The 18,663-nt window shown below is 61.8% G+C and carries 16 protein-coding genes; 10 read left to right on the top strand and 6 right to left on the bottom strand.

Features of this window, described 5'->3' with window-relative positions; genetic code table 11:
• Positions 1–1,005: an NAD(P)-dependent oxidoreductase gene (locus BWR59_RS24970; RefSeq protein WP_081568324.1), complete on the top strand. Its 1,005-nt coding sequence runs from the start codon at positions 1–3 to the stop codon at positions 1,003–1,005.
• 18 nt (positions 1,006–1,023) lie between these two features.
• Positions 1,024–1,833 carry an amidohydrolase family protein gene (locus BWR59_RS24965; protein WP_081568322.1) on the top strand — a complete coding sequence of 270 codons (810 nt, stop codon included), beginning with the start codon at positions 1,024–1,026 and terminating at the stop codon, positions 1,831–1,833.
• Between the two features lie 27 nt (positions 1,834–1,860).
• Here the strand turns inward: BWR59_RS24965 and BWR59_RS24960 are convergent, their stop codons facing one another.
• Positions 1,861–3,294, bottom strand: a complete 1,434-nt coding sequence (locus BWR59_RS24960; protein ID WP_081568321.1) for a PLP-dependent aminotransferase family protein — start codon at positions 3,292–3,294, stop codon at positions 1,861–1,863.
• Positions 3,295–3,461: 167 nt separating this feature from the next.
• Between BWR59_RS24960 and BWR59_RS24955 the strand changes: the two genes are divergently transcribed.
• The 6 genes from BWR59_RS24955 (at position 3,462) to mnmH (ending at position 10,872) form a co-directional block, all read left to right on the top strand.
• Complete coding sequence (locus BWR59_RS24955) at positions 3,462–4,109, top strand: LysE family transporter (RefSeq protein WP_081568320.1); 648 nt, start codon at positions 3,462–3,464, stop codon at positions 4,107–4,109.
• A gap of 176 nt (positions 4,110–4,285) precedes the next feature.
• Positions 4,286–6,355: a maltose alpha-D-glucosyltransferase gene (gene treS / locus BWR59_RS24950; RefSeq protein ID WP_081568412.1), complete on the top strand. Its 2,070-nt coding sequence runs from the start codon at positions 4,286–4,288 to the stop codon at positions 6,353–6,355.
• Between the two features lie 175 nt (positions 6,356–6,530).
• Positions 6,531–7,679, top strand: a complete 1,149-nt coding sequence (locus BWR59_RS24945) for an MFS transporter (protein ID WP_230982079.1) — start codon at positions 6,531–6,533, stop codon at positions 7,677–7,679.
• Positions 7,680–7,790: 111 nt separating this feature from the next.
• Positions 7,791–8,447 carry an ATPase gene (locus tag BWR59_RS24940; RefSeq protein ID WP_081568317.1) on the top strand — a complete coding sequence of 219 codons (657 nt, stop codon included), beginning with the start codon at positions 7,791–7,793 and terminating at the stop codon, positions 8,445–8,447.
• A gap of 290 nt (positions 8,448–8,737) precedes the next feature.
• Positions 8,738–9,772 (top strand): selenide, water dikinase SelD, encoded by a 1,035-nt coding sequence (gene selD / locus BWR59_RS24935; RefSeq protein ID WP_081568316.1) that lies wholly within the window; start codon positions 8,738–8,740, stop codon positions 9,770–9,772.
• Entirely contained in the window at positions 9,772–10,872 is a 1,101-nt protein-coding gene (mnmH, locus tag BWR59_RS24930; protein WP_081568315.1) for a tRNA 2-selenouridine(34) synthase MnmH, read from the top strand. The genes selD and mnmH overlap by 1 nt, the downstream gene beginning before the upstream one ends.
• A 213-nt stretch (positions 10,873–11,085) precedes the next feature.
• On the opposite strand, the gene BWR59_RS24925 is transcribed toward mnmH, so the two are convergent.
• Positions 11,086–12,141 carry a permease gene (locus BWR59_RS24925; protein WP_081568313.1) on the bottom strand — a complete coding sequence of 352 codons (1,056 nt, stop codon included), beginning with the start codon at positions 12,139–12,141 and terminating at the stop codon, positions 11,086–11,088.
• A 279-nt stretch (positions 12,142–12,420) separates the two neighbouring features.
• On the opposite strand from BWR59_RS24925, the gene BWR59_RS24920 reads away from it, so the two are divergent.
• Complete coding sequence (locus BWR59_RS24920; protein WP_081568312.1) at positions 12,421–13,530, top strand: DUF2817 domain-containing protein; 1,110 nt, start codon at positions 12,421–12,423, stop codon at positions 13,528–13,530.
• A gap of 75 nt (positions 13,531–13,605) precedes the next feature.
• Here BWR59_RS24920 and BWR59_RS24915 read toward each other — a convergent pair whose 3' ends face one another.
• The 3 genes from BWR59_RS24915 to BWR59_RS24905 form a co-directional block, all read right to left on the bottom strand.
• Positions 13,606–14,451, bottom strand: a complete 846-nt coding sequence (locus BWR59_RS24915; RefSeq protein ID WP_081568311.1) for an NAD-dependent protein deacetylase — start codon at positions 14,449–14,451, stop codon at positions 13,606–13,608.
• 297 nt (positions 14,452–14,748) lie between these two features.
• Positions 14,749–15,162, bottom strand: a complete 414-nt coding sequence (locus BWR59_RS24910; protein ID WP_081568310.1) for a hypothetical protein — start codon at positions 15,160–15,162, stop codon at positions 14,749–14,751.
• Positions 15,163–15,192: 30 nt separating this feature from the next.
• Entirely contained in the window at positions 15,193–15,960 is a 768-nt protein-coding gene (locus BWR59_RS24905; RefSeq protein ID WP_081568308.1) for an MBL fold metallo-hydrolase, read from the bottom strand.
• Positions 15,961–16,218: 258 nt separating this feature from the next.
• Here BWR59_RS24905 and BWR59_RS24900 point away from each other — a divergent pair, with 258 nt between their 5' ends.
• Complete coding sequence (locus BWR59_RS24900; RefSeq protein WP_081568307.1) at positions 16,219–17,238, top strand: branched-chain amino acid aminotransferase; 1,020 nt, start codon at positions 16,219–16,221, stop codon at positions 17,236–17,238.
• A 65-nt stretch (positions 17,239–17,303) separates the two neighbouring features.
• Here BWR59_RS24900 and BWR59_RS24895 read toward each other — a convergent pair whose 3' ends face one another.
• Positions 17,304–18,653, bottom strand: a complete 1,350-nt coding sequence (locus BWR59_RS24895; protein ID WP_081568306.1) for a gluconate:H+ symporter — start codon at positions 18,651–18,653, stop codon at positions 17,304–17,306.
• Positions 18,654–18,663: the final 10 nt, after the last annotated feature.

The following is an 18,663-nucleotide window of genomic DNA, read 5'->3' as shown; positions in this document are numbered from 1 at the left end:
ATGACCGATATTTTTCTGACCCACGCACCCCATGTGCGAGCCAATTACTACGCCGAACGTCCGCTCAAACAGTTGCAGGCGCTGGGCAATGTGCGCCTCAACGACTCGCCCGATCCGCTCTCGCTGGAGCAACTGGTAGAACGTGCTGAAGGATGCCGGATCATCGTCGCCAGTCGTGAGGCGGCGGCGCCTGCCGAGCTGTTCGAACGCCTGCCGCAGCTGGCGGCGATCTGTCGGGTTGCGGTGGACATTCGCAACATCGACGTCGAGGCCGCCAGTCGTCACGGCGTATTGGTGACGCGCGCAACGCCGGGGTTCGACACCTCGGTGAGCGAATGGGTGATTGGCGTGATGATCGATCTGGCCCGGGGCATCAGCCGTGCCGCAGCGGATTACTGGCAAGGCAAGTCGCCAGAGATTCTCATGGGCCGTGAGCTGCGCGGCGCGACTCTGGGCATCGTCGGATACGGCTTCATCGGCAAGCGCCTGGCGGACATCGCCCGGCTGCTGCAGATGCGGGTGCTGGTCAGCGATCCATTCGTATCTGTCGAGGAAACCGGTCTTGAGCAGGTGTCGTTCGAGCAACTCGTTGGCAGCGCGGACTATGTGGTGTGTCTGGCCCCGGCCGTGGAGCAGACCCACAACCTGTTCGGCCGCGATGCCTTTCGTGCCATGCGCCGCGATGCCTTCTTCATCAATGCCTCGCGGGGTGAACTGGTGGATGAGCAGGCGTTGCTGCAAGCCCTGCAACAGGAACTGATCGCCGGCTGCGCGCTGGATGTCGGTCGTGCGCCGGACCAGATGCCCAGCCCCGCGCTGGCGGCGCATCCCAGGGTGATCGCCAATCCGCACATCGGCGGCCTGACGCCCGAGGCCAGCGAACATCAGGCCATGGACACCGTGCGTCAGGTGCGCGCGCTGCTTGAAGGCCGCGTGCCCGAAGGTGCGGTGAACCTGCAACACGCGGCACGGGCCCGTGACCATTTCGGACTTCAACCACAATAATCAGGAGCACCTTCGACGATGAGCACCGCCAACGCCACCGATTGCCATGTACACGTTTATGAGCCCGAGCGTTTTCCGCTGAAGCAGCAGATCGCGACCGCCAGCTGGAGCGACTACCGCCAGCACGTTCAACAGCCGCTGGGGCTTGAGCGCGCGGTTCTGGTTCAGCCCACCGGATACGGTTTTGATAATGCGTGCCTTCTGGATGCTCTGGCGCAGGCTGGCGGGGCCGCCCGAGGCATCGCGGTGGTCAGCCCCGAAACGCCCTGGAGCGAACTGTTGCGACTGCATGAACAAGGCGTACGCGGCGTGCGTTTCATGATGGTGCCCGGTGCTGGAGGCGTATTGTCCTGGGATGCGCTGGAGACGATTTCGTCGCGCATCGCCGAGCTGGGCTGGGTGATCAATCTGCAACTCGACGGCCGCGATCTGCCTGAATACGAAGCACGTCTGCAGGCATTGCCCAGTCGCTTGAGCATTGATCACATCGGTAAGTTTCTTGAGCCGGTGCCAGTCACGCACCCCGGTTTCAAGGCCTTGTTACGCCTGCTCGACGGCGGCAACAGCTGGGTCAAGGTCTCGGCGCCTTACGAAACTTCGAAAGTCGGTGCGCCGCTGTATGACGATGTCAGCGTCCTGGCCAAGGCCTTGGTCGAGGCTCATCCTGAACGTTGCCTGTGGGCGAGCAACTGGCCGCATCCGGGACGCAACCCAAGACCCGACGACGGCGCGATGCTCGAACTGTTGTCGCACTGGACCAACGATGCTGGCGTGCGTCAACGCATTCTGGTGGACAACCCGGCCACGCTGTACGGCTTCGGAGGCTGATCTGATCCTGAGCCCACGGCCAACCGGTCAGGCAATCTGCATCAACACATCGCGCAGACGATCCAGCGCCGGGTCGATGTCCAGGGTTTCGATGGCGCCAAAACCCAGGATCAACCCGTCCCGCGCTGGCGTGTCGTGGTAGAACCCGGTCAGCGGGTAAAGGCCGATTTCAAGCTTGCGCGCCAGTTCGATCAACAGCCCCAGGTTCACCGGCACCTTGAACATCACCGCCATGTGAAACCCGGCGGTGGAGGGGATCGCTTCCATCCACGGCGAAAGGTCCGCGGCGAAGCGCGTGAGAATGCGTTCGCGACGGCTGGCGTAGATGCTGTGGCAGCGGCGGATGTGCTTGTTCAACAGGCCTTCGGCAATGAACTTGGTCAATGCCCATTGCGGCAGGGTGCAGGTGTGCCAGTCGGTCAGTTGCTTGGCCTTGATCACCGCTTCAAGGATCGCCTCGGGCAGCACCGCGTAGCCGAGGCGCAGCTCGGGAAGCAGCGTCTTGGAAAAGGTGCCGACGTAAGCCACCACGCCGAACCGGTCCATGCTTTGCAGCGAATCGGTCGGCCGTCCTTCATAGCGAAACTCGCTGTCGTAATCGTCCTCGATGATGATTGCGCCGATGCGGCTGGCCTTTTCCAGCAAGGCTTCGCGTCGCGCCACGCTCATGGGCATGCCCAGCGGCATCTGGTGGGACGGTGTGACGTAGATCGCATGGGCGTTTTCGGGGATCTGCTCGACGATGATGCCTTCGCTGTCCACCGCGACCCCGACGACATGGGCGCCCTGAGCCGCAAACAGCAGACGCGCAGGGGTGTAGCCCGGATCTTCCATGGCCACGGTGCAACCCGGCTCGATCAACACGCGGGCGATCAGGTCCAGCGCCTGTTGCGCGCCATTGCACACCACCACGTCATCGGCGGTGCACTTCACGCCGCGCGCGAAAGCGATATGCCCGGCGATAGCACTGCGCAGCGGCGCCAGGCCTTCGGGTTGGCTGTAGAACCCCCGCGCCTGGGTCATCTGCCGCAGGGCGTACTGCGTGCACCGTCGCCACTCGTCATGGGGGAACTGGGTCTTGGCGGTGGCGCCACCGATAAAATCGCAGCGCAACGTGCCTTCCAGCGTCGGGTGGCGCAGGGGCAGGGAGATGTCTTGCCATTTTTTCACCCGCTTGACGCTGGCCAGCTCCGAGGTGGTCTGTTGACGCTGCACCGGAGTGCTCAGGGTATTGACGAACGTGCCGCTGCCGATCTTGCCGACCAGGTAGTTTTCATAGGTCAGGCGGCTGTAGGTATCGGAAATGGTCTTGCGCGACAGCCCCAGCTGCGCGGCCAGCAGGCGGCTCGGCGGCAGCTGCACCCCAGCGGCCAGACGTCCGGACTCGATGTTGTCGCGCAGCTGTTCATACAGCTGATTCGCCAGGTCCTTGCGGCCTTGGATGACGATGTGAAGTTCCACGAACAGCTCCCGAACGGTATGGACCGCTACAGGGTATCCCTGCGTGAATCACGGGTAAATCCTGACCGTTTCGGCAACCCCGCCATCGGCAAATTCGCCCAATCCGGCTATCCTGCGCGCTGTTTTTCCACTCGCTTCCCACCAACAGCTTTCGACGGATATCAAACATGGAGTTCACCAGCGGCTTTCTGCTGAGCCTTTCCCTGTGCCTGGACATCGGCGTGGCCAACATCGCGATGATCACCCTGGCCATGCAGCGCGGTTATCTGCAAGGCTTCTGGCTGGGACTGGGCACCTGCTTCGGCGATCTGTTTTACGCGATTCTCGCCCTTGCCGGGATGACCGTCTTGCTGCAGTACGAGTGGGTTCGCTGGGGTTTGTGGATCGGTGGTTCGGTATTGCTGATCGGCTTTGCGGTGAAGATGGTGATGTCGGCTATGAGCGGTCACAGCGGCCTGGCGATTGCCGGGGAGGCCGATAACCGCTCCGGATTCCGGGAGTTTTCCCGTGGCGTGTTTCTCGCAGTCTCTTCGCCGACCGCCATCCTCTGGTTTGCCGCTGTCGGCGGTACGCTGATTTCCCGCGCGGGCGGGCATGGCAGCCTGAGCACGGCGTTCTTCCTGTCGGGTTTCTTCAGCGCTGGGGTGGCCTGGTGCGTGTTTATCTGCTTCGCCGCAAGCCACGGCGGGCGTCTGTTGGGCGACCGGCTGCTCAAATACTCCTATTGGGTCTCGGCAGCGATCTTCTGTTATTTCGCGGTGTACGTGATTTTGTCGGGTTATCAGGAGTTCATCGTCAACGCCGGGCATCTCTGAATCGGTTTGCCCACGCACTCTTCTGCACGCGGCAACAAATTCCCTCTTCATGCAACGTTTGCGTCTGTGAACGCTCATAGACTTAAGCAACGGCGTAGACAGGATCGTCCCGAGCCGCGCGCATGAGCGCCTTGGGCGACCTCTCCAATCCATTTGAAGACGGAACCCTGGACCCTATGACCACCCCGGACAAGCAGTACGTGGAATGGCTGGTTGAGCAGTCGATGCTCAACGCCGCAAAACAACGCGCCAAACTCTATGGTGGCCAGGGCCGACTCTGGCAACGGCCCTATGCGTTGGCCAGGCCGCGGGACGCTTCGGCGATTGCTTCGGTGTGGTTCACCGCCTATCCGGCGTCGATCGTGACTCGCGAAGGCGGTTCGGTGCTGGAAGCGCTGGGCGATGAAACGCTCTGGCACGCCCTGTCCGAAATCGGCATTCAGGGCATTCACAACGGTCCGCTGAAAGCCTCCGGTGGTCTCAAGGGCCGCCAGCGCACCCCGAGCATCGACGGCAATTTCGACCGCATCAGCTTCGAAGTGGATGCCGACCTGGGCACCGATGCGCAGTTTCTCAGCCTCAGCCGGATTGCCGCTGCGCACAACGCGGTGATCGTCGATGACGTGATTCCTTCCCACACCGGCAAGGGTGCGGATTTCCGCCTGGCCGAACTGGCGTACGAGGACTACCCGGGCCTGTACCACATGGTCGAAATCAAGGAAGAAGACTGGCCGCTGCTGCCAGAGGTCCCGGCTGGCCGCGACGCGGTCAACCTGCCGCCGGCCATCGTCGATGCGCTGCGCGACAAGCATTACATCGTCGGTCAGTTGCAGCGGGTGATCTTCTTCGAACCGGGGGTCAAGGAGACCGACTGGAGCACCACGCCGGTCATCACTGGCGTGGACGGCAAGGCGCGGCGCTGGGTCTATCTGCATTACTTCAAGGAAGGCCAGCCGTCGCTGAACTGGCTGGACCCAAGTTTCGCCGCGCAGCAAATGATCATCGGCGACGCGCTGCACGCCATCGACGTGATGGGCGCGCGAGTGCTGCGTCTGGACGCCAACGGTTTCCTGGGCGTCGAGCGCAAGGCCGAAGGCACGGCGTGGTCCGAGAGCCATCCGCTGTCGATCACCGGCAATCAGTTGCTGGCCGGGGCGATCCGCAAGGCCGGTGGTTTCAGCTTTCAGGAGCTGAACCTGACTATCGACGACATTGCCGCCATGTCCCACGGCGGCGCCGATCTGTCCTATGACTTCATCACTCGCCCGGCCTATCAGCACGCGCTGTTGACCGGTCGAACCGAGTTCCTGCGGCTGATGCTGCGCCAGGTCCACGACTTCGGCATCGATCCGGCCTCGTTGATCCATGCCCTGCAGAACCACGATGAACTGACCCTGGAGCTGGTGCATTTCTGGACCCTTCACGCTCACGATCAGTACCTGTACATGGGCCAGACCTTCCCCGGCAACATCCTGCGCGAGCACATTCGCGAGGAGATGTACGAGCGTCTCGCCGGCGAGCACGCGCCGTACAACCTCAAGTTCGTCACCAACGGCGTGTCCTGCACCACGGCGAGTATCATCACGGCGGCGCTGGGCATTCGCGATCTGGATGCGATCACCCTCACCGACATTCACAAGATTCAGCACATCCACCTGCTGCTGGTGATGTTCAACGCCATGCAGCCGGGGGTGTTCGCGCTCTCTGGCTGGGATCTGGTGGGCGCGTTGCCGCTGCCGGCCGGGCAGGTCGAGCATCTGATGGGCGATGGCGACACGCGCTGGATTCATCGCGGCGCCTACGATCTGGTAGACATGGACCCGGACGCCGAGGTCTCGAACGGCGGCATGCCTCGGGCGAAAACCCTGTACGGCAGCCTGATCGAGCAGCTGCAACGCCCGGATTCCTTCGCTTCGCAACTGAAGAAGATCCTCGCCGTGCGCCGGGCTTACGATATCGCGGCGAGCCGCCAGATTCTGATCCCCGATGTCGAGCATCCGGGGCTGTTGATCATGGTCCACGAACTGCCAGCGGGGAAGGGCACGCAGATCACCGCGCTCAACTTCAGCGACGAAGCCATTGTCGAAACCCTGCACCTGCCCGGCATCGCCCCCGGCCCGGTGGTGGACATCATCAACGAGCGCGTGGAAGGGGACCTGACCGAAGAGGGCGAGTTCACCATCACGCTGGACGCCTACGAAGGGCTGGCGCTGCGGGTGGTGAGCATGGTTGCGCCGATGATGTAACTGTAGAGTCGCTGCACCTGCGGGAGACGCCGGAGGCCACGATAGTACGGGCCGCGGTCGGACGATGGTGGGGCAGTTAGCAGATGTGCCAGCTGACCCACCGCTTTAGCCACTTGTCGCCCAGCGCTTACACACCCTTTCACACCCTTTTCTGCCATTGTCCGGATCATCTCTCTTGTCTATCGCTGAACCCGTGAAAACGCCGACGCTCATCCACCTCTGGAGCTACCGCCTGACCTTCCTGCTTTCGGGGATGTCCCTTGGCGCGTGGGCGCCGTTGGTGCCGTTCGCTCGGGAGCGGGCAGGCCTTGAAGAGGCGCAGCTTGGGCTGCTGTTGCTGTGCTTCGGATTGGGCTCGATGCTGGCAATGCCGCTGGCGGGCATGCTGACCACGCGCAAGGGCTGCCGATTCGTGTCACTGGTGGGCGGGGCGTTGATCTGCTGCACGTTGCCGCTGCTGGCCAGTTTGTCGAGTTTTGCCGGGCTGGCGGTGGCGTTGGCGTTATTTGGCGCCGGACTTGGCAGTATCGACGTGGCCATGAACGTTCAGGGCCTGTTGGTGGAACGTGATCACGGCCGGCCGCTGATGTCTGGCTTTCATGGCCTGTTCAGCCTCGGCGGCATCCTCAGCGCGTCGTTGATGGGCCTGATGCTGTGGGTCGGTGCCTCTCCCTTGCCAGCGGTGCTGGTAGTAGTGGCAATTATTGCCGGTCTACTGCTCTGGCATGCGCGGCATTTGTTGCCCTATGGCGCCGACGACCCCTCGGCGCCGTTCTCATGGCCGACGGGCAAGGTGCTGATCATTGGCCTGCTGTGCTTCATCGCGTTACTGGTCGAAGGCGCCATTCTCGACTGGAGCGCGGTGTTCCTGAACCGGGCACACCAGATCGACCTGTCGGTGGCCGGCGGAGCGTACGCGGTGTTTTCCCTGACGATGGCCGCGGGGCGGTTTTCCGGCGATTACCTGCGCCATCGTTTCGGTGCGGTGAGCCTGCTCATGGCTGGCGGCCTGCTGGTGATGATCGGCTTCGCCATGGCCGTCATGTTGCAGCCCTGGCCGTTGTTTCTTTTCGGGTTTGCCTTGATCGGGCTGGGGCTGTCGAACGCCTTTCCCGTCTATTGCTCGGTGGTCGGGGCGCAGACGGCGATGCCTGCCGGACTTGCAATCGCGATCATCACCGGCATCGGTTACTGCGGGATTTTGCTCGGCCCGGCGTTGATCGGCTTCGTCGCCCACCTCATCGGCCTGCGTGACGCGCTGCTCTGGGTCGGTGCGCTGATGCTGGCGCAGGTCTTGAGCGCGCGCAGAATGGCCAGGGTCTGAAATTACTATTGTTTTAATCGATGCTTAACATCGACCCGCTCAAGTTCTACTTTTTCCAGCGAAGGCTCAGCATGACGGCACGCCTGCTGAGCCTCCCCCGGAGAAAGTCAAATGAAAGTCCAAGTCGCTGCCCTGTTTGCAATGGTTATTGCCCTGGCCGGTTGTGCCGTTCCCGGCGCGCCACGTTATTCCGATGCGTCTGACCAGACCTTCAAAGCGTCAGCACCGACGTCTGCCGTAAAGCTCAAGCACGAACAGACCGTCGGGGTGATTTTCACCGAGAACACTGTGGCCAACCTGGCCTACATGACCCGTTATAACGCCACGGCTCAGGATGGCGTCGCCGCCAGATTGACTGACAGCCGCATCACCGAAGCTTACGTGAACAGTTCCGATCCGGAGCTTGCGATCAACTGGTTCGCCGAATCGCTGGAGAAGCAGTTCGCCAAAGTGGACTTCTACGAGAGCCTGGACGACGTGCTGGCCGCGCGTCCTGACGTGATCGTGCTCCTCGACACCCGCAACAAGCTGGTCACCGAGCGCAGTTCCGATGTGCAATCGAGTATCGTGGCCGAGTTCTTCGACGGTGATTTCAAGTTCATCGGCAAGGCCGAAGGCAGCGATGCCAAGTCGATGTCACCGATCTGGGCCCAGACCAAACGCGCCCCGGAAATCGCCGCCGACATCAACTCGCAGCGTCAGGTGCAGATCAATGCGCTGCAGAAGTTCGATGCATCGCTTGAGTCGCTGATCAAGGCTGAGTCCTGAGTATCGACCGACAGTTCGCTACACAGATTGGCGCCGTTTCGAATGACGCCTTCGCGAACAAGCTCCCTCCCACGGTACTGTGGCCAGGCTTGAAGGTGAGGGCGCCACGGGCCCATGTGGGAGGAGGCTTGCTCGCGATGCAATTTACCGGACACCGAAATAGTCACTGATCGACTGCATCGGTTGGTGGTCTGCCAATTCGGGATTGCGCCTCATCCAGCCATCCACCCGAGCCACCAACCGCCCCCGGCTCTGATAGACTTCAGCGCCTTGAAACTCAGGGGCCTCCCATGAACGACACCGTTCGTCTTACCCAGTACAGCCACGGCGCCGGTTGCGGCTGCAAGATTTCTCCCAAGGTTCTGGAAACCATCCTCGCCGGCAGTGGCGCGCAGAATCTCGACCCGCGCCTGTGGGTCGGCAATGCGTCGCGCGACGATGCTGCGGTCTACGCCATCGATGACGAAAAGGGCGTGGTTTCCACCACCGATTTTTTCATGCCGATCGTCGACGATCCGTTCGATTTCGGCCGCATCGCTGCCACCAACGCCATCAGCGACATCTACGCCATGGGTGGCGACCCGTTGATGGCGATCGCGATTCTCGGCTGGCCGGTCAACGTGCTGGCGCCGGAAATCGCCCGTGAAGTGATTCGCGGTGGACGTGCGGTCTGCGATGCGGCAGGCATTCCGCTGGCAGGCGGTCACTCCATTGACGCCCCGGAGCCGATCTTCGGTCTGGCGGTGACCGGGCTGGTGGAAAAGCGCTTCATGAAGCGCAACGACACCGCCACCGTGGGCTGCAAACTGTTCCTCACCAAACCCTTGGGTATCGGCATTCTGACCACCGCCGAGAAGAAGGGCGCGTTGCGCGATGAAGACGTGGGGCTTGCCCGCGACGTGATGTGCACGCTGAACAAACCCGGCAGCCGCTTCTCGAAACTGGCAGGCGTCACGGCCATGACCGACGTCACCGGGTTCGGCCTGTTGGGGCATCTGGTGGAAATGGCCGATGGCAGCAAGCTTACAGCGCGCCTGAACGCAGCTGCGGTACCACGTCTGGGCAGCGTCGATTTTTACATCGAGCAGAACTGCATCCCGGGCGGCACCCATCGCAACTACGACAGCTACGGCGAACGCATCGGCGAGCTGACCGAAGCGCAGAAACTGCTGCTGTGCGACCCGCAAACCAGTGGCGGTTTGTTGATCGCGGTCGAGCCGGCCGAAGAGGCTGCATTCCTTGCGCTGGCGAGTGAACTGGGCCTGACCCTGGCGCCAATCGGCGAACTGGTGGAGCGACAGCGACTCGCCGTCGAGGTGTTCTGATGCGCGACAACAGCGCCCACTTTCGCGACATCTTTCTCCACGACATCCCGATGATGGACGTGCGCGCTCCGGTGGAATTCACCAAGGGCGCGTTTCCCGGTGTGATCAACCTGCCGCTGATGAACGACATTGAGCGGCAGAAGGTCGGTACCAGTTACAAGCAGGACGGCCAGCAGGCGGCTATCGAGCTGGGTCACAAACTGGTGTGCGGCGAGCTCAAGGACGCGCGGATCGAGGCTTGGGCGGCCTTCGCCAACGAGCACCCGGAGGGTTTTCTGTACTGCTTCCGGGGCGGGCTACGTTCGCAGATCACCCAGCAATGGCTCAAATCGGAGGCGGGCATTCAGTACCCGCGGATCATCGGCGGCTACAAGGCCATGCGCAATTTCCTGATCGGCGTCACCGAGCAGGCGGTGGCCGAATGCGACTTCGTACTGATCGGCGGGCTTACCGGCACCGGCAAGACCGAAGTGCTGCAACAACTGGATAACGCGCTGGATCTGGAAGGCCACGCCAACCATCGCGGCTCCAGTTTCGGTAAACACGCCACGCCGCAGCCGGGGCAGATCGATTTCGAAAACCAGCTCTCCATCGATATTCTCAAGAAGCGCGCAAAGCATCTGCACCAGTTCGTGATCGAAGACGAAGGCCGCATTGTCGGCAGCCGAGCCGTGCCGCTGGAGTTGTACCGGACCATGCAGGACGCGCCGCTGGTGTGGCTGGAAGACAGCTTCGAAGGCCGCGTTGAGCGGATTCTCAAGGATTACGTGATCGACCTGTGCGCCGAGTTCATCGCGGTGCAGGGCGTCGAGACCGGTTTCGCCGGCTATGCCGAGCGTCTGAAGCAGAGCCTGTCGAGCATCGTTCGGCGTCTGGGCGGGGAGCGTTATCAGCGTCTGGCGGCGATCATGGACAGCGCGCTGCAAGAGCAGGAACGCAGCGGCGATGTCGATCAGCATCGGGCGTGGATCAGTGCGATGTTGAGTGAATACTACGACCCGATGTACGTCCATCAGCGCGACAGCAAGAACGCGCGGATCGAGTTTGCGGGGGATCAGGCGGCGGTTGTGGAGTATTTGAAACAAAGAACTGCGAGATAACTCACGACGAAACGCTTGTTCCGATCCCTTTCGCGACTGTCCCACAGCTCAAGCAGCTCACACAGGCGTCACGCGTGGATCGAAATCCCTGTGGGAGACGTCGCAGGTTACGACGGCAGCGAAGCGGTGTGTCAGACGGCGTCTCTGTCACTGATCCATCGCTTTCGCCACTGTCGTAACCTCCAGAAGCTCCCACAGGGTCCGGTGTATTGCTTACAACACCGCAGCACCGATCAAACCGCTGACCACGCCAATCAGCATGGTCAGCACACCCACGGTCACCAGCACCTTGCTATCGAACGATTTACGCAGCATCAGCAGCGACGGCAGGCTCACGCTCGGCAGGGTCATCAGCAGCGCCACGGCAGGGGCGGTGCCCAGGCCGAGGGTCATCAGGGTCTGCACGATCGGGATTTCCGCGGCGGTCGGGATCACGAACAGCGTGCCGACAATCGCCAGCGGCACCAGCCACAACAGGCTGTTGCCCATGGCGCCATCCACATGCGGGAACAGCCAGACACGCGCCGCGCCCAGGATCAGTACGGCCACGACGTAGATCGGGATGGTGGTCCAGAACAGCTGCCAGAGGGTCTTGCCCCAACGGCTGAGCAAACTGCCCTGATCCGGCGCTTCGGCTTCCACCACCGCTTCAACCGCCTCCTCGGGCAACGCCTCCGGGCGCGAGATGCGCTGGGCCACCAGCGACACGCCAATCACCAGCACCAGGCCAGCCACCAGACGCAACGCGGTGAAACCCCAGCCCAGCACGAAACCCATGAACACCAGCGTGGCCGGGTTGAGCACCGGGTTGGCGATCCAGAACGCCAGCGCGGCGCCCACCGAGACATTCTGCTTGCGCAGACCTGCAGCCACCGGCGCGGCGCAGCAGCTGCACATCATGCCGGGCAGGGCGAACAGACCGCCGCGCACCGTCGAGCCCAGGCCTGCGCGACCGAACATGCGCAGCAGCCAGTCGCGAGGAATCAGCACCTGCAGCAGAGAACCGAGAATCACCGCCAGGACGGCTGCCTTCCAGATCGCCAGGAAATACACCTGGGCGTAGGCCAGTGCAGCGGCCCACGGGTTGGCGGGGTTGTCGTTGATGATCGAGCCGCCGATGTTGTGGGTGTCGGCAGCGACGAAGGACTTCAGGTAATACGGCGACCATTTGACGTAGTACAGACCGATGGCGGCCACCAGCAGAAACACCAGGGGTTTCCACCAGAAAGACCAGCCACGGCGTTCAGTGGCGAGCGGGAGTGTGGACATGACGGGCACCGAGGCTAGAAAACAAGGGGCGCGATGATACGCTTTCGACGGTCAGTGTAGTAGGTGTTGCAGGGCGTGTCGGAGGTCTGCGACAGTTCTCTGTCGCAGTCCGACTTGCCGGCGGCAGGGATTTCGAAGACGCCACCGCCGGTATGCCGGACTGCTACAGGCCGTGATGCCAACATTGACATCACCCTTCGAAAAATTGATGCGTCGGCCGTTTGACAGTCCTCCATCCCTTGTCTTGAGCCGACTCCGCCTGATGCCATGAGGGTTTAGATGAGCCAGTTTTTTCCTGCCCAGCCGAGTTATCGTCAACTGCGAGAACGTTTCCTCAAAGCCGCTACGGCGGTCGGTGCGTCGCTGAGCGAATATGCTCACCCGCTGCCTGGTCCGTTTGCTGAAGCCTTGTTCACCGATGTGGCCTGGATCGGCGCGCCGGATGCACGCAAGGTGCTGGTGGCACTGAGCGGTACCCACGGCGTGGAAGGGTATTACGGCTCGGACTGCCAGAGCCGTTGGCTGGAAAGCCTCAAGGATCGTGCACTGCCCGAGGGCGTGGCGGTGTTGATGATCCACCTGATCAACCCGTGGGGCACCGCGTGGATGCGCCGGGTCAATGAAGACAATCTCGATCAGAACCGCAATTACCTCGACTTCAACAAACCGCTGCCCAACAACCGTGCCTATCAGGACGTGCATGCCATCTACGCCTGCGAACACCTGAGCGGGCCGTTGCGCGATCAGGCTGATGCCTTGTTCAATGCCGCTATCGCCGAGCAGGGCTGGTCGGGGCTGATGTCCGTGGTGGAAGCGGGGCAGTACGAGTTCGCCGATGGCCTGTTCTACGGCGGCACGGGCCCGAGCTGGTCCAACCGTACCCTGCGCAGCATTGTCGAGAAACACCTGAGCGGCGTTGACGTGGCAGCGTGCTTCGATCTGCACACCGGCGCCGGCGATTACGGGCATCCCATGCTGATGAGCATCGTCGAATCGGCCTACCCGGCCCTGGATGATGCCAAAGCCCTGTTCGGCCCCTGGCTGTTCACGCTGATCACCGGCGCCAATCAGATCAGCGAAACCGGCGTGGCCGCGACCTCCACCGGATACACCTCGCAGATGCTGCTGGATGCCTTGCCAGGCGTGCATCTGATGCCGTTCGTCATCGAGTGCGGCACCTATGCCGGAGAGCTCGTTCACGGGCACCTGCGTGATGATCACTGGCTGCACCTGTACGGCGATCCCCTCGACGAAACCGGTCGCCGGATCAAGCAAGGGTTGCTGGAACAGTTCTACCCCACAGACCCCGACTGGCAGGAAGTGGTGTGGGTCAGAACCCGACAGATCTGGGAAAAGGCCTTGGCGGCATTGCCCGGGATCAATCGCTGAGCCTGAAAGAACGGAGCTGTGTTCGCTCTTGAGCTTCAAACGCGCGAGCCGCTCCTCGCCATGGATGCCGGACCGCTACAGGTCCACCAGCCGCCGCGCCAACCCCGGCAACAACACCTCACATGAGGCACCGATCTTCAGATCCAGCAAATCATCAGCGCGGGTCTTGCCCAGATTGATCGCGATCAGCGGCTTCCCCTGATCCGCTATCGCCCGGCACAGACGAAACGCCGAAAACGCCATCAACGACGAACCCACCACCAGCAACCCCTCGGCCTGCTCGACCCGCTCCATGGCGCGAGCGGCGGTCGGCGGCGCAACGTTCTCACCAAAGAACACCACGTCAGGCTTCATCCGCTCACCGCCACAATGCGGACAATGAGGCACCTGAAAGCGCTCTTCGAAAGCAGGGTCGAGCAGGGTGTCGCCATCCGGAGCCTGTACCGCATCGATGCCCGCCAGATACGGGTTCTGTTCCAGCAGAGTGACCTGAACCACGTCGCGCTCGGTGCGCTGCCTGCAATCCAGACACAGCACCCAATGCAGGCTGCCGTGCAATTCGATCACGTCCTGGCTGCCCGCCTGTTCGTGCAGGGTGTCAACGTTCTGGGTGATGACGCCGCTGATGATGCCCCGGTACTGCAAGGTCGCCAGTGCTTCATGTGCAGCATTGGGGTGTGCCACGCGGACCCGTGGCCACCCGAGCATCGCCCGCGCCCAGTAACGCCGGCGCGCTTCATGGGCATTCAGAAATTCCTGAAACATCATCGGTTGCCGCCCGCGCCGCACCCCCTCGCTGTCGCGGTAATCGGGGATGCCGGAAGAGGTGCTGATGCCCGCGCCGGTCAGGACCGCGAAGGTCCGCTCGTTCATCCAGTGCAGCAGGGAGTCGATGTCGGAATGGGCAGGCGTATCGAACATGCACAGGTCCTCGGGAGCTCGGGGGTGGGCCGATACTAAACGAGGTCAGGCGCGGGGTATATCTCAGGAAAGCCCCGATCCGTAGCAGTCCGGCTTGCCAGCGGTAGCGATTGAAAGGACGCGCCGCCGGTAGACGGAACGCCGCTTGGCCGGGCCGCCATAGATAGAGGGGTCGTGAACGAGCTTGCGCGCGAACAGATGGAGCAGACAATGCGGTGTCGTTGGATCTGACGCTTCGTGAGCAAGCTCTCTCCCACAAGTCATGCTGTTGCATTGAGGTTTGGGTTGAACCAGTGGTCAGCCGCCCGCAGGCGCGGCCTCCCGAAACTGCACGACATTGCCTTCCGGATCGAAGCCATCGCAGGCGATGAAGCTGCGCGCCGAAAACTGCGCAGAAACCGGATCGACCTCGCCGCCAAGCGCGCCCGCAGCGGTGCGGGCTGCGGCCAGACTCGTCACTGGAAACACCAGCTTGGTGGGCATGTCGACCCGACGCAGCGGTGGCGTGGTGATGTCGATCCGGTTGGCGATGACCTTCGGGATGCCGTGGATCACTAACTGATAGGTGTCTGATTCCAGGACGATCAACCTGCTCTCGGTGACGGTCTGGGTCATGCCGACCAGTTCGCGATAGAACGCCGCGACCCTGGGCAAATCCTTGGCGAACAGTACGGCGCCATGTTTGGGCAGGCTGGAGGGGGAAGCGGTCATGGTTCGTCCTTGAGGTTGAAGGGGTTATGTTCAGTCGAATTTTTTCAGGTAGGCGTCTGCCAGTTCGATCAGCCGTTCGCGGCCGAAACTGTTGCAATGCCCGCCATGCACCACGCGGGCGGGCAGTTCACGCAGACGTTGCATGGTACGCACGTAATCTTCGATTGAGGAGTGGGCCAGGTTGTCCAGCAGCTCGCCATCATAAATGGCGTCGCCGGAGAACAGCGTCTGTGTCTTCGCTTCCCACAAGCCGATGCTGCCCGGCGAGTGCCCCGGCAGGTGCAGCACCTCGAAATGACGGTTGCCCAAGTCCACCACATCGCCTTCCTCCAAAGTGCGCGTGACATTGGCCGCCTGGATTTTCCAGCTGTTGAGGTCGTAATCGGGGGAGGGCAGCGCGCTGATGATCGGGCCCAGCCGCTCGCCACCGAGGGTCGCCAGGCTGAAGTCGTTGGGGTCGAAGTCTGGTTCTACGAGCGTGAAATAGCCGTCAGAGCCGCGCAGGCCGTCGGCTTCGGCGCTGTGCACCAGGCATTGGTCGAACTCGTGATGACAACCGACGTGGTCCAGATGCACATGGCTGGCCACCGCGCTGATGCGCTGGCCGAAAAGGTTTTTCGCCGCCTCGCGCAGGCTGCAGATGCCCATGCCGGTGTCCACCACCACGTCCTGATCGCGCCCGCGAATGTGCCAGATATTGCAGCGCAGCCAGGGCGTGACATGGGGTTCGGTGATCAGCGTGATGGCGTCATCGATCTTCGCCAGGGAATACCACTGGTCTGCGACTTTCCTCAACATGACGCGCGCCTCGCACTTGTAAACAGGGGGAACGGCCGTCAGCGTCGCAGGTTGGCGAGGTTTTTTGAACCACCTTGAACACCCTTTGGCAGAACTTTTTCAGCTCCCGCGCGGCAGAGGCGGTTTGTCGGGCAAAAAATCAGTAATATGGCGCAACATCGGTGAGGGCCACGTCTTGCGCCGAGCCGTCACGACCATATTGATGAAACGCCAGCCCCCGCCAACGCCGGGCGTGCTGGCCAGGAAATAGAGGGTGTCATGGGTAACGAAAGCATTAATTGGGACAAGCTGGGTTTCGACTACATCAAGACTGACAAGCGCTTCCTGTCCACCTGGCGCGATGGCCAGTGGGAACAGGGCACCCTGACCGAAGACAACGTGCTGCACATCAGCGAAGGCTCGACCGCGCTGCATTATGGTCAGCAGTGCTTCGAGGGCCTCAAGGCCTATCGCGCCAAAGATGGCTCGATCAACCTGTTCCGCCCGGACCAGAACGCCGCACGCATGCAACGCAGTTGCTCGCGTCTGCTGATGCCCCACGTACCGACCGAGATGTTCATCGAGGCGTGCAAGGAAGTGGTTAGCGCCAACGAGCGCTTCATTCCTCCCTACGGCAGCGGCGGCGCTCTTTATCTGCGCCCGTTCGTGATCGGCGTTGGCGACAACATCGGCGTGCGTGCTGCCCCTGAATTCATCTTCTCGGTGTTCTGCATCCCGGTCGGCCCGTACTTCAAGGGCGGCATGAAGCCACACAATTTCGTGATCTCCAGCTACGACCGCGCCGCGCCACAAGGCACCGGTGCAGCCAAGGTCGGCGGCAACTACGCGGCGAGCATGATGCCGGGCAGCGAAGCCAAGAAGAACGGCTTCGCCGACGCCATCTACCTGGACCCGCTGACTCACTCCAAGATCGAGGAAGTGGGTTCGGCCAACTTCTTCGGCATCACCCACGATGACCAGTTCATCACGCCGAAGTCGCCTTCTGTGCTGCCGGGCATCACCCGTCTGTCGCTGATCGAACTGGCAGAAAGCCGTCTGGGCCTGAAAGTCACCGAAGGCGAAGTCTTCATCGACAAGCTGGACCTGTTCAAGGAAGCCGGCGCCTGCGGTACCGCTGCCGTGATCACCCCGATCGGCGGCATCAGCTACAAGGACAAGCTGCACGTGTTCCACAGCGAAACCGAAGTCGGCCCGGTGACCCAGCGCCTGTACAAGGAACTGACCGGTATCCAGTTCGGCGAGATCGAAGGTCCTGCGGGCTGGATCGTCAAGGTCTGAACCTGACGTAAGCGAACGCGCAAAAAAACCACCGCCTTTGGGCGGTGGTTTTTTTTTGCAGGGTCTCAGCGAATGACGGCTTCTATCACCAACACGCCGATCAGCCCTATCAGCGACTGCAGGCAGAGCATCAACGTCCAGGTACGGAACGTCTGCGCGACGGTCAGTTGAAAATACTCTTTGAACAGCCAAAAACCTGAGTCATTGACGTGGGAAAGCATGACCGCACCCGACGCGGTCGCAAGCACGAGCAATTCGGGTGACAACTCCGGGTGGGCGAGTGCCAGCGGCGCAACGATACCGGTGGCCGCTACAGTAGCCACTGTCGCGGAACCGAGGCAGATCCGCAGCAACGCCGCGATCCCCCAACTCAGGATCAAAGGATTGATCGCCCAACCTGACGCATGATGAGTGATCAGGACGTCCAGATGCGTGGTAGTGAGCATTTCTTTAAAGCCACCGCCGGCACCCAGGATCATCACGATTGCCCCTAGCGGCGCCAGGCCTTGTCCGGCCATCTTCTGCACCTGACCCAGGCTGAATCCTGCCCTCAGGCCCAAGGCAAAAAAGGCAAAAATGACGGCGGCCATGAGCGAGAGAATCGGATTGTTGAGTGCGTTGAAGAACCCGAACAGTGCGCTGCCTTTCGGGTTGTAAGCGAGCCCCAATGTACCGATGAGCATCAGTCCTGGCGGTAGCAGCACGGCAATGATCGACGCTGCCAACGAGGCTTGAGGCTGACCTTCAATCACTTCGCGGGCGCCTACCGGACCTGCCGTGAGATCCGGCGCAGGACCGAACCACGGGCTGATGACTTTGGTAAACAGTGGGCCACAGATCACGGCGACCGGTATGGCGATAAGCAGGCCGTAGAAGATCGTCAGTCCGGTGTTGGCGTGGAATGCCGCGACCGCCAGTGTCGGAGCGGGGTGCGGCGGTAGCAGGCCATGTGATACGTAGAGGCCAGCGGCCAACGGCAAACCGATAAAGAGCAGATGGCTGTTGGTGCGTTTGGCGACGGTGTACACCAAGGGCGCGAGCATGATGAAACTGACGTCAAACAGGTGCGGCATGCCGATCAACAGCGCTGCGGCGCAGATGGCCCACGGTGCGTACTGAACGGGGCGTTTGCCGATAAAGGCGTTGGCGATTCTGTCAGCGCCGCCGGAGCCCAGCAAAATACCCCCGAGCAGCGTGCCCAAGCCAATCACCGGCCCTGTTTTGGCAAGGGCGCCACCAAAGCCTTTTGCAAAGCTGTCGACGGTCTCTGCCGAGCTGACGCCGCTGAGGACACCCAGACCGATGGCGGTCAGCGTCAGTGCGAGAAAGGGGTTAAGTTTGAGCTTGGTAATGAGCACAATCAAAACCACGATGGCGCCCGCCGCCATCGAGAAGGTAAACAGTTCGCTATTCATTTTTTTGTTG

The organism is Pseudomonas sp. Bc-h (genome assembly GCF_002080045.1).
GTDB lineage: Bacteria > Pseudomonadota > Gammaproteobacteria > Pseudomonadales > Pseudomonadaceae > Aquipseudomonas.
This window is presented reverse-complemented; position numbering and strand designations above follow the sequence as displayed.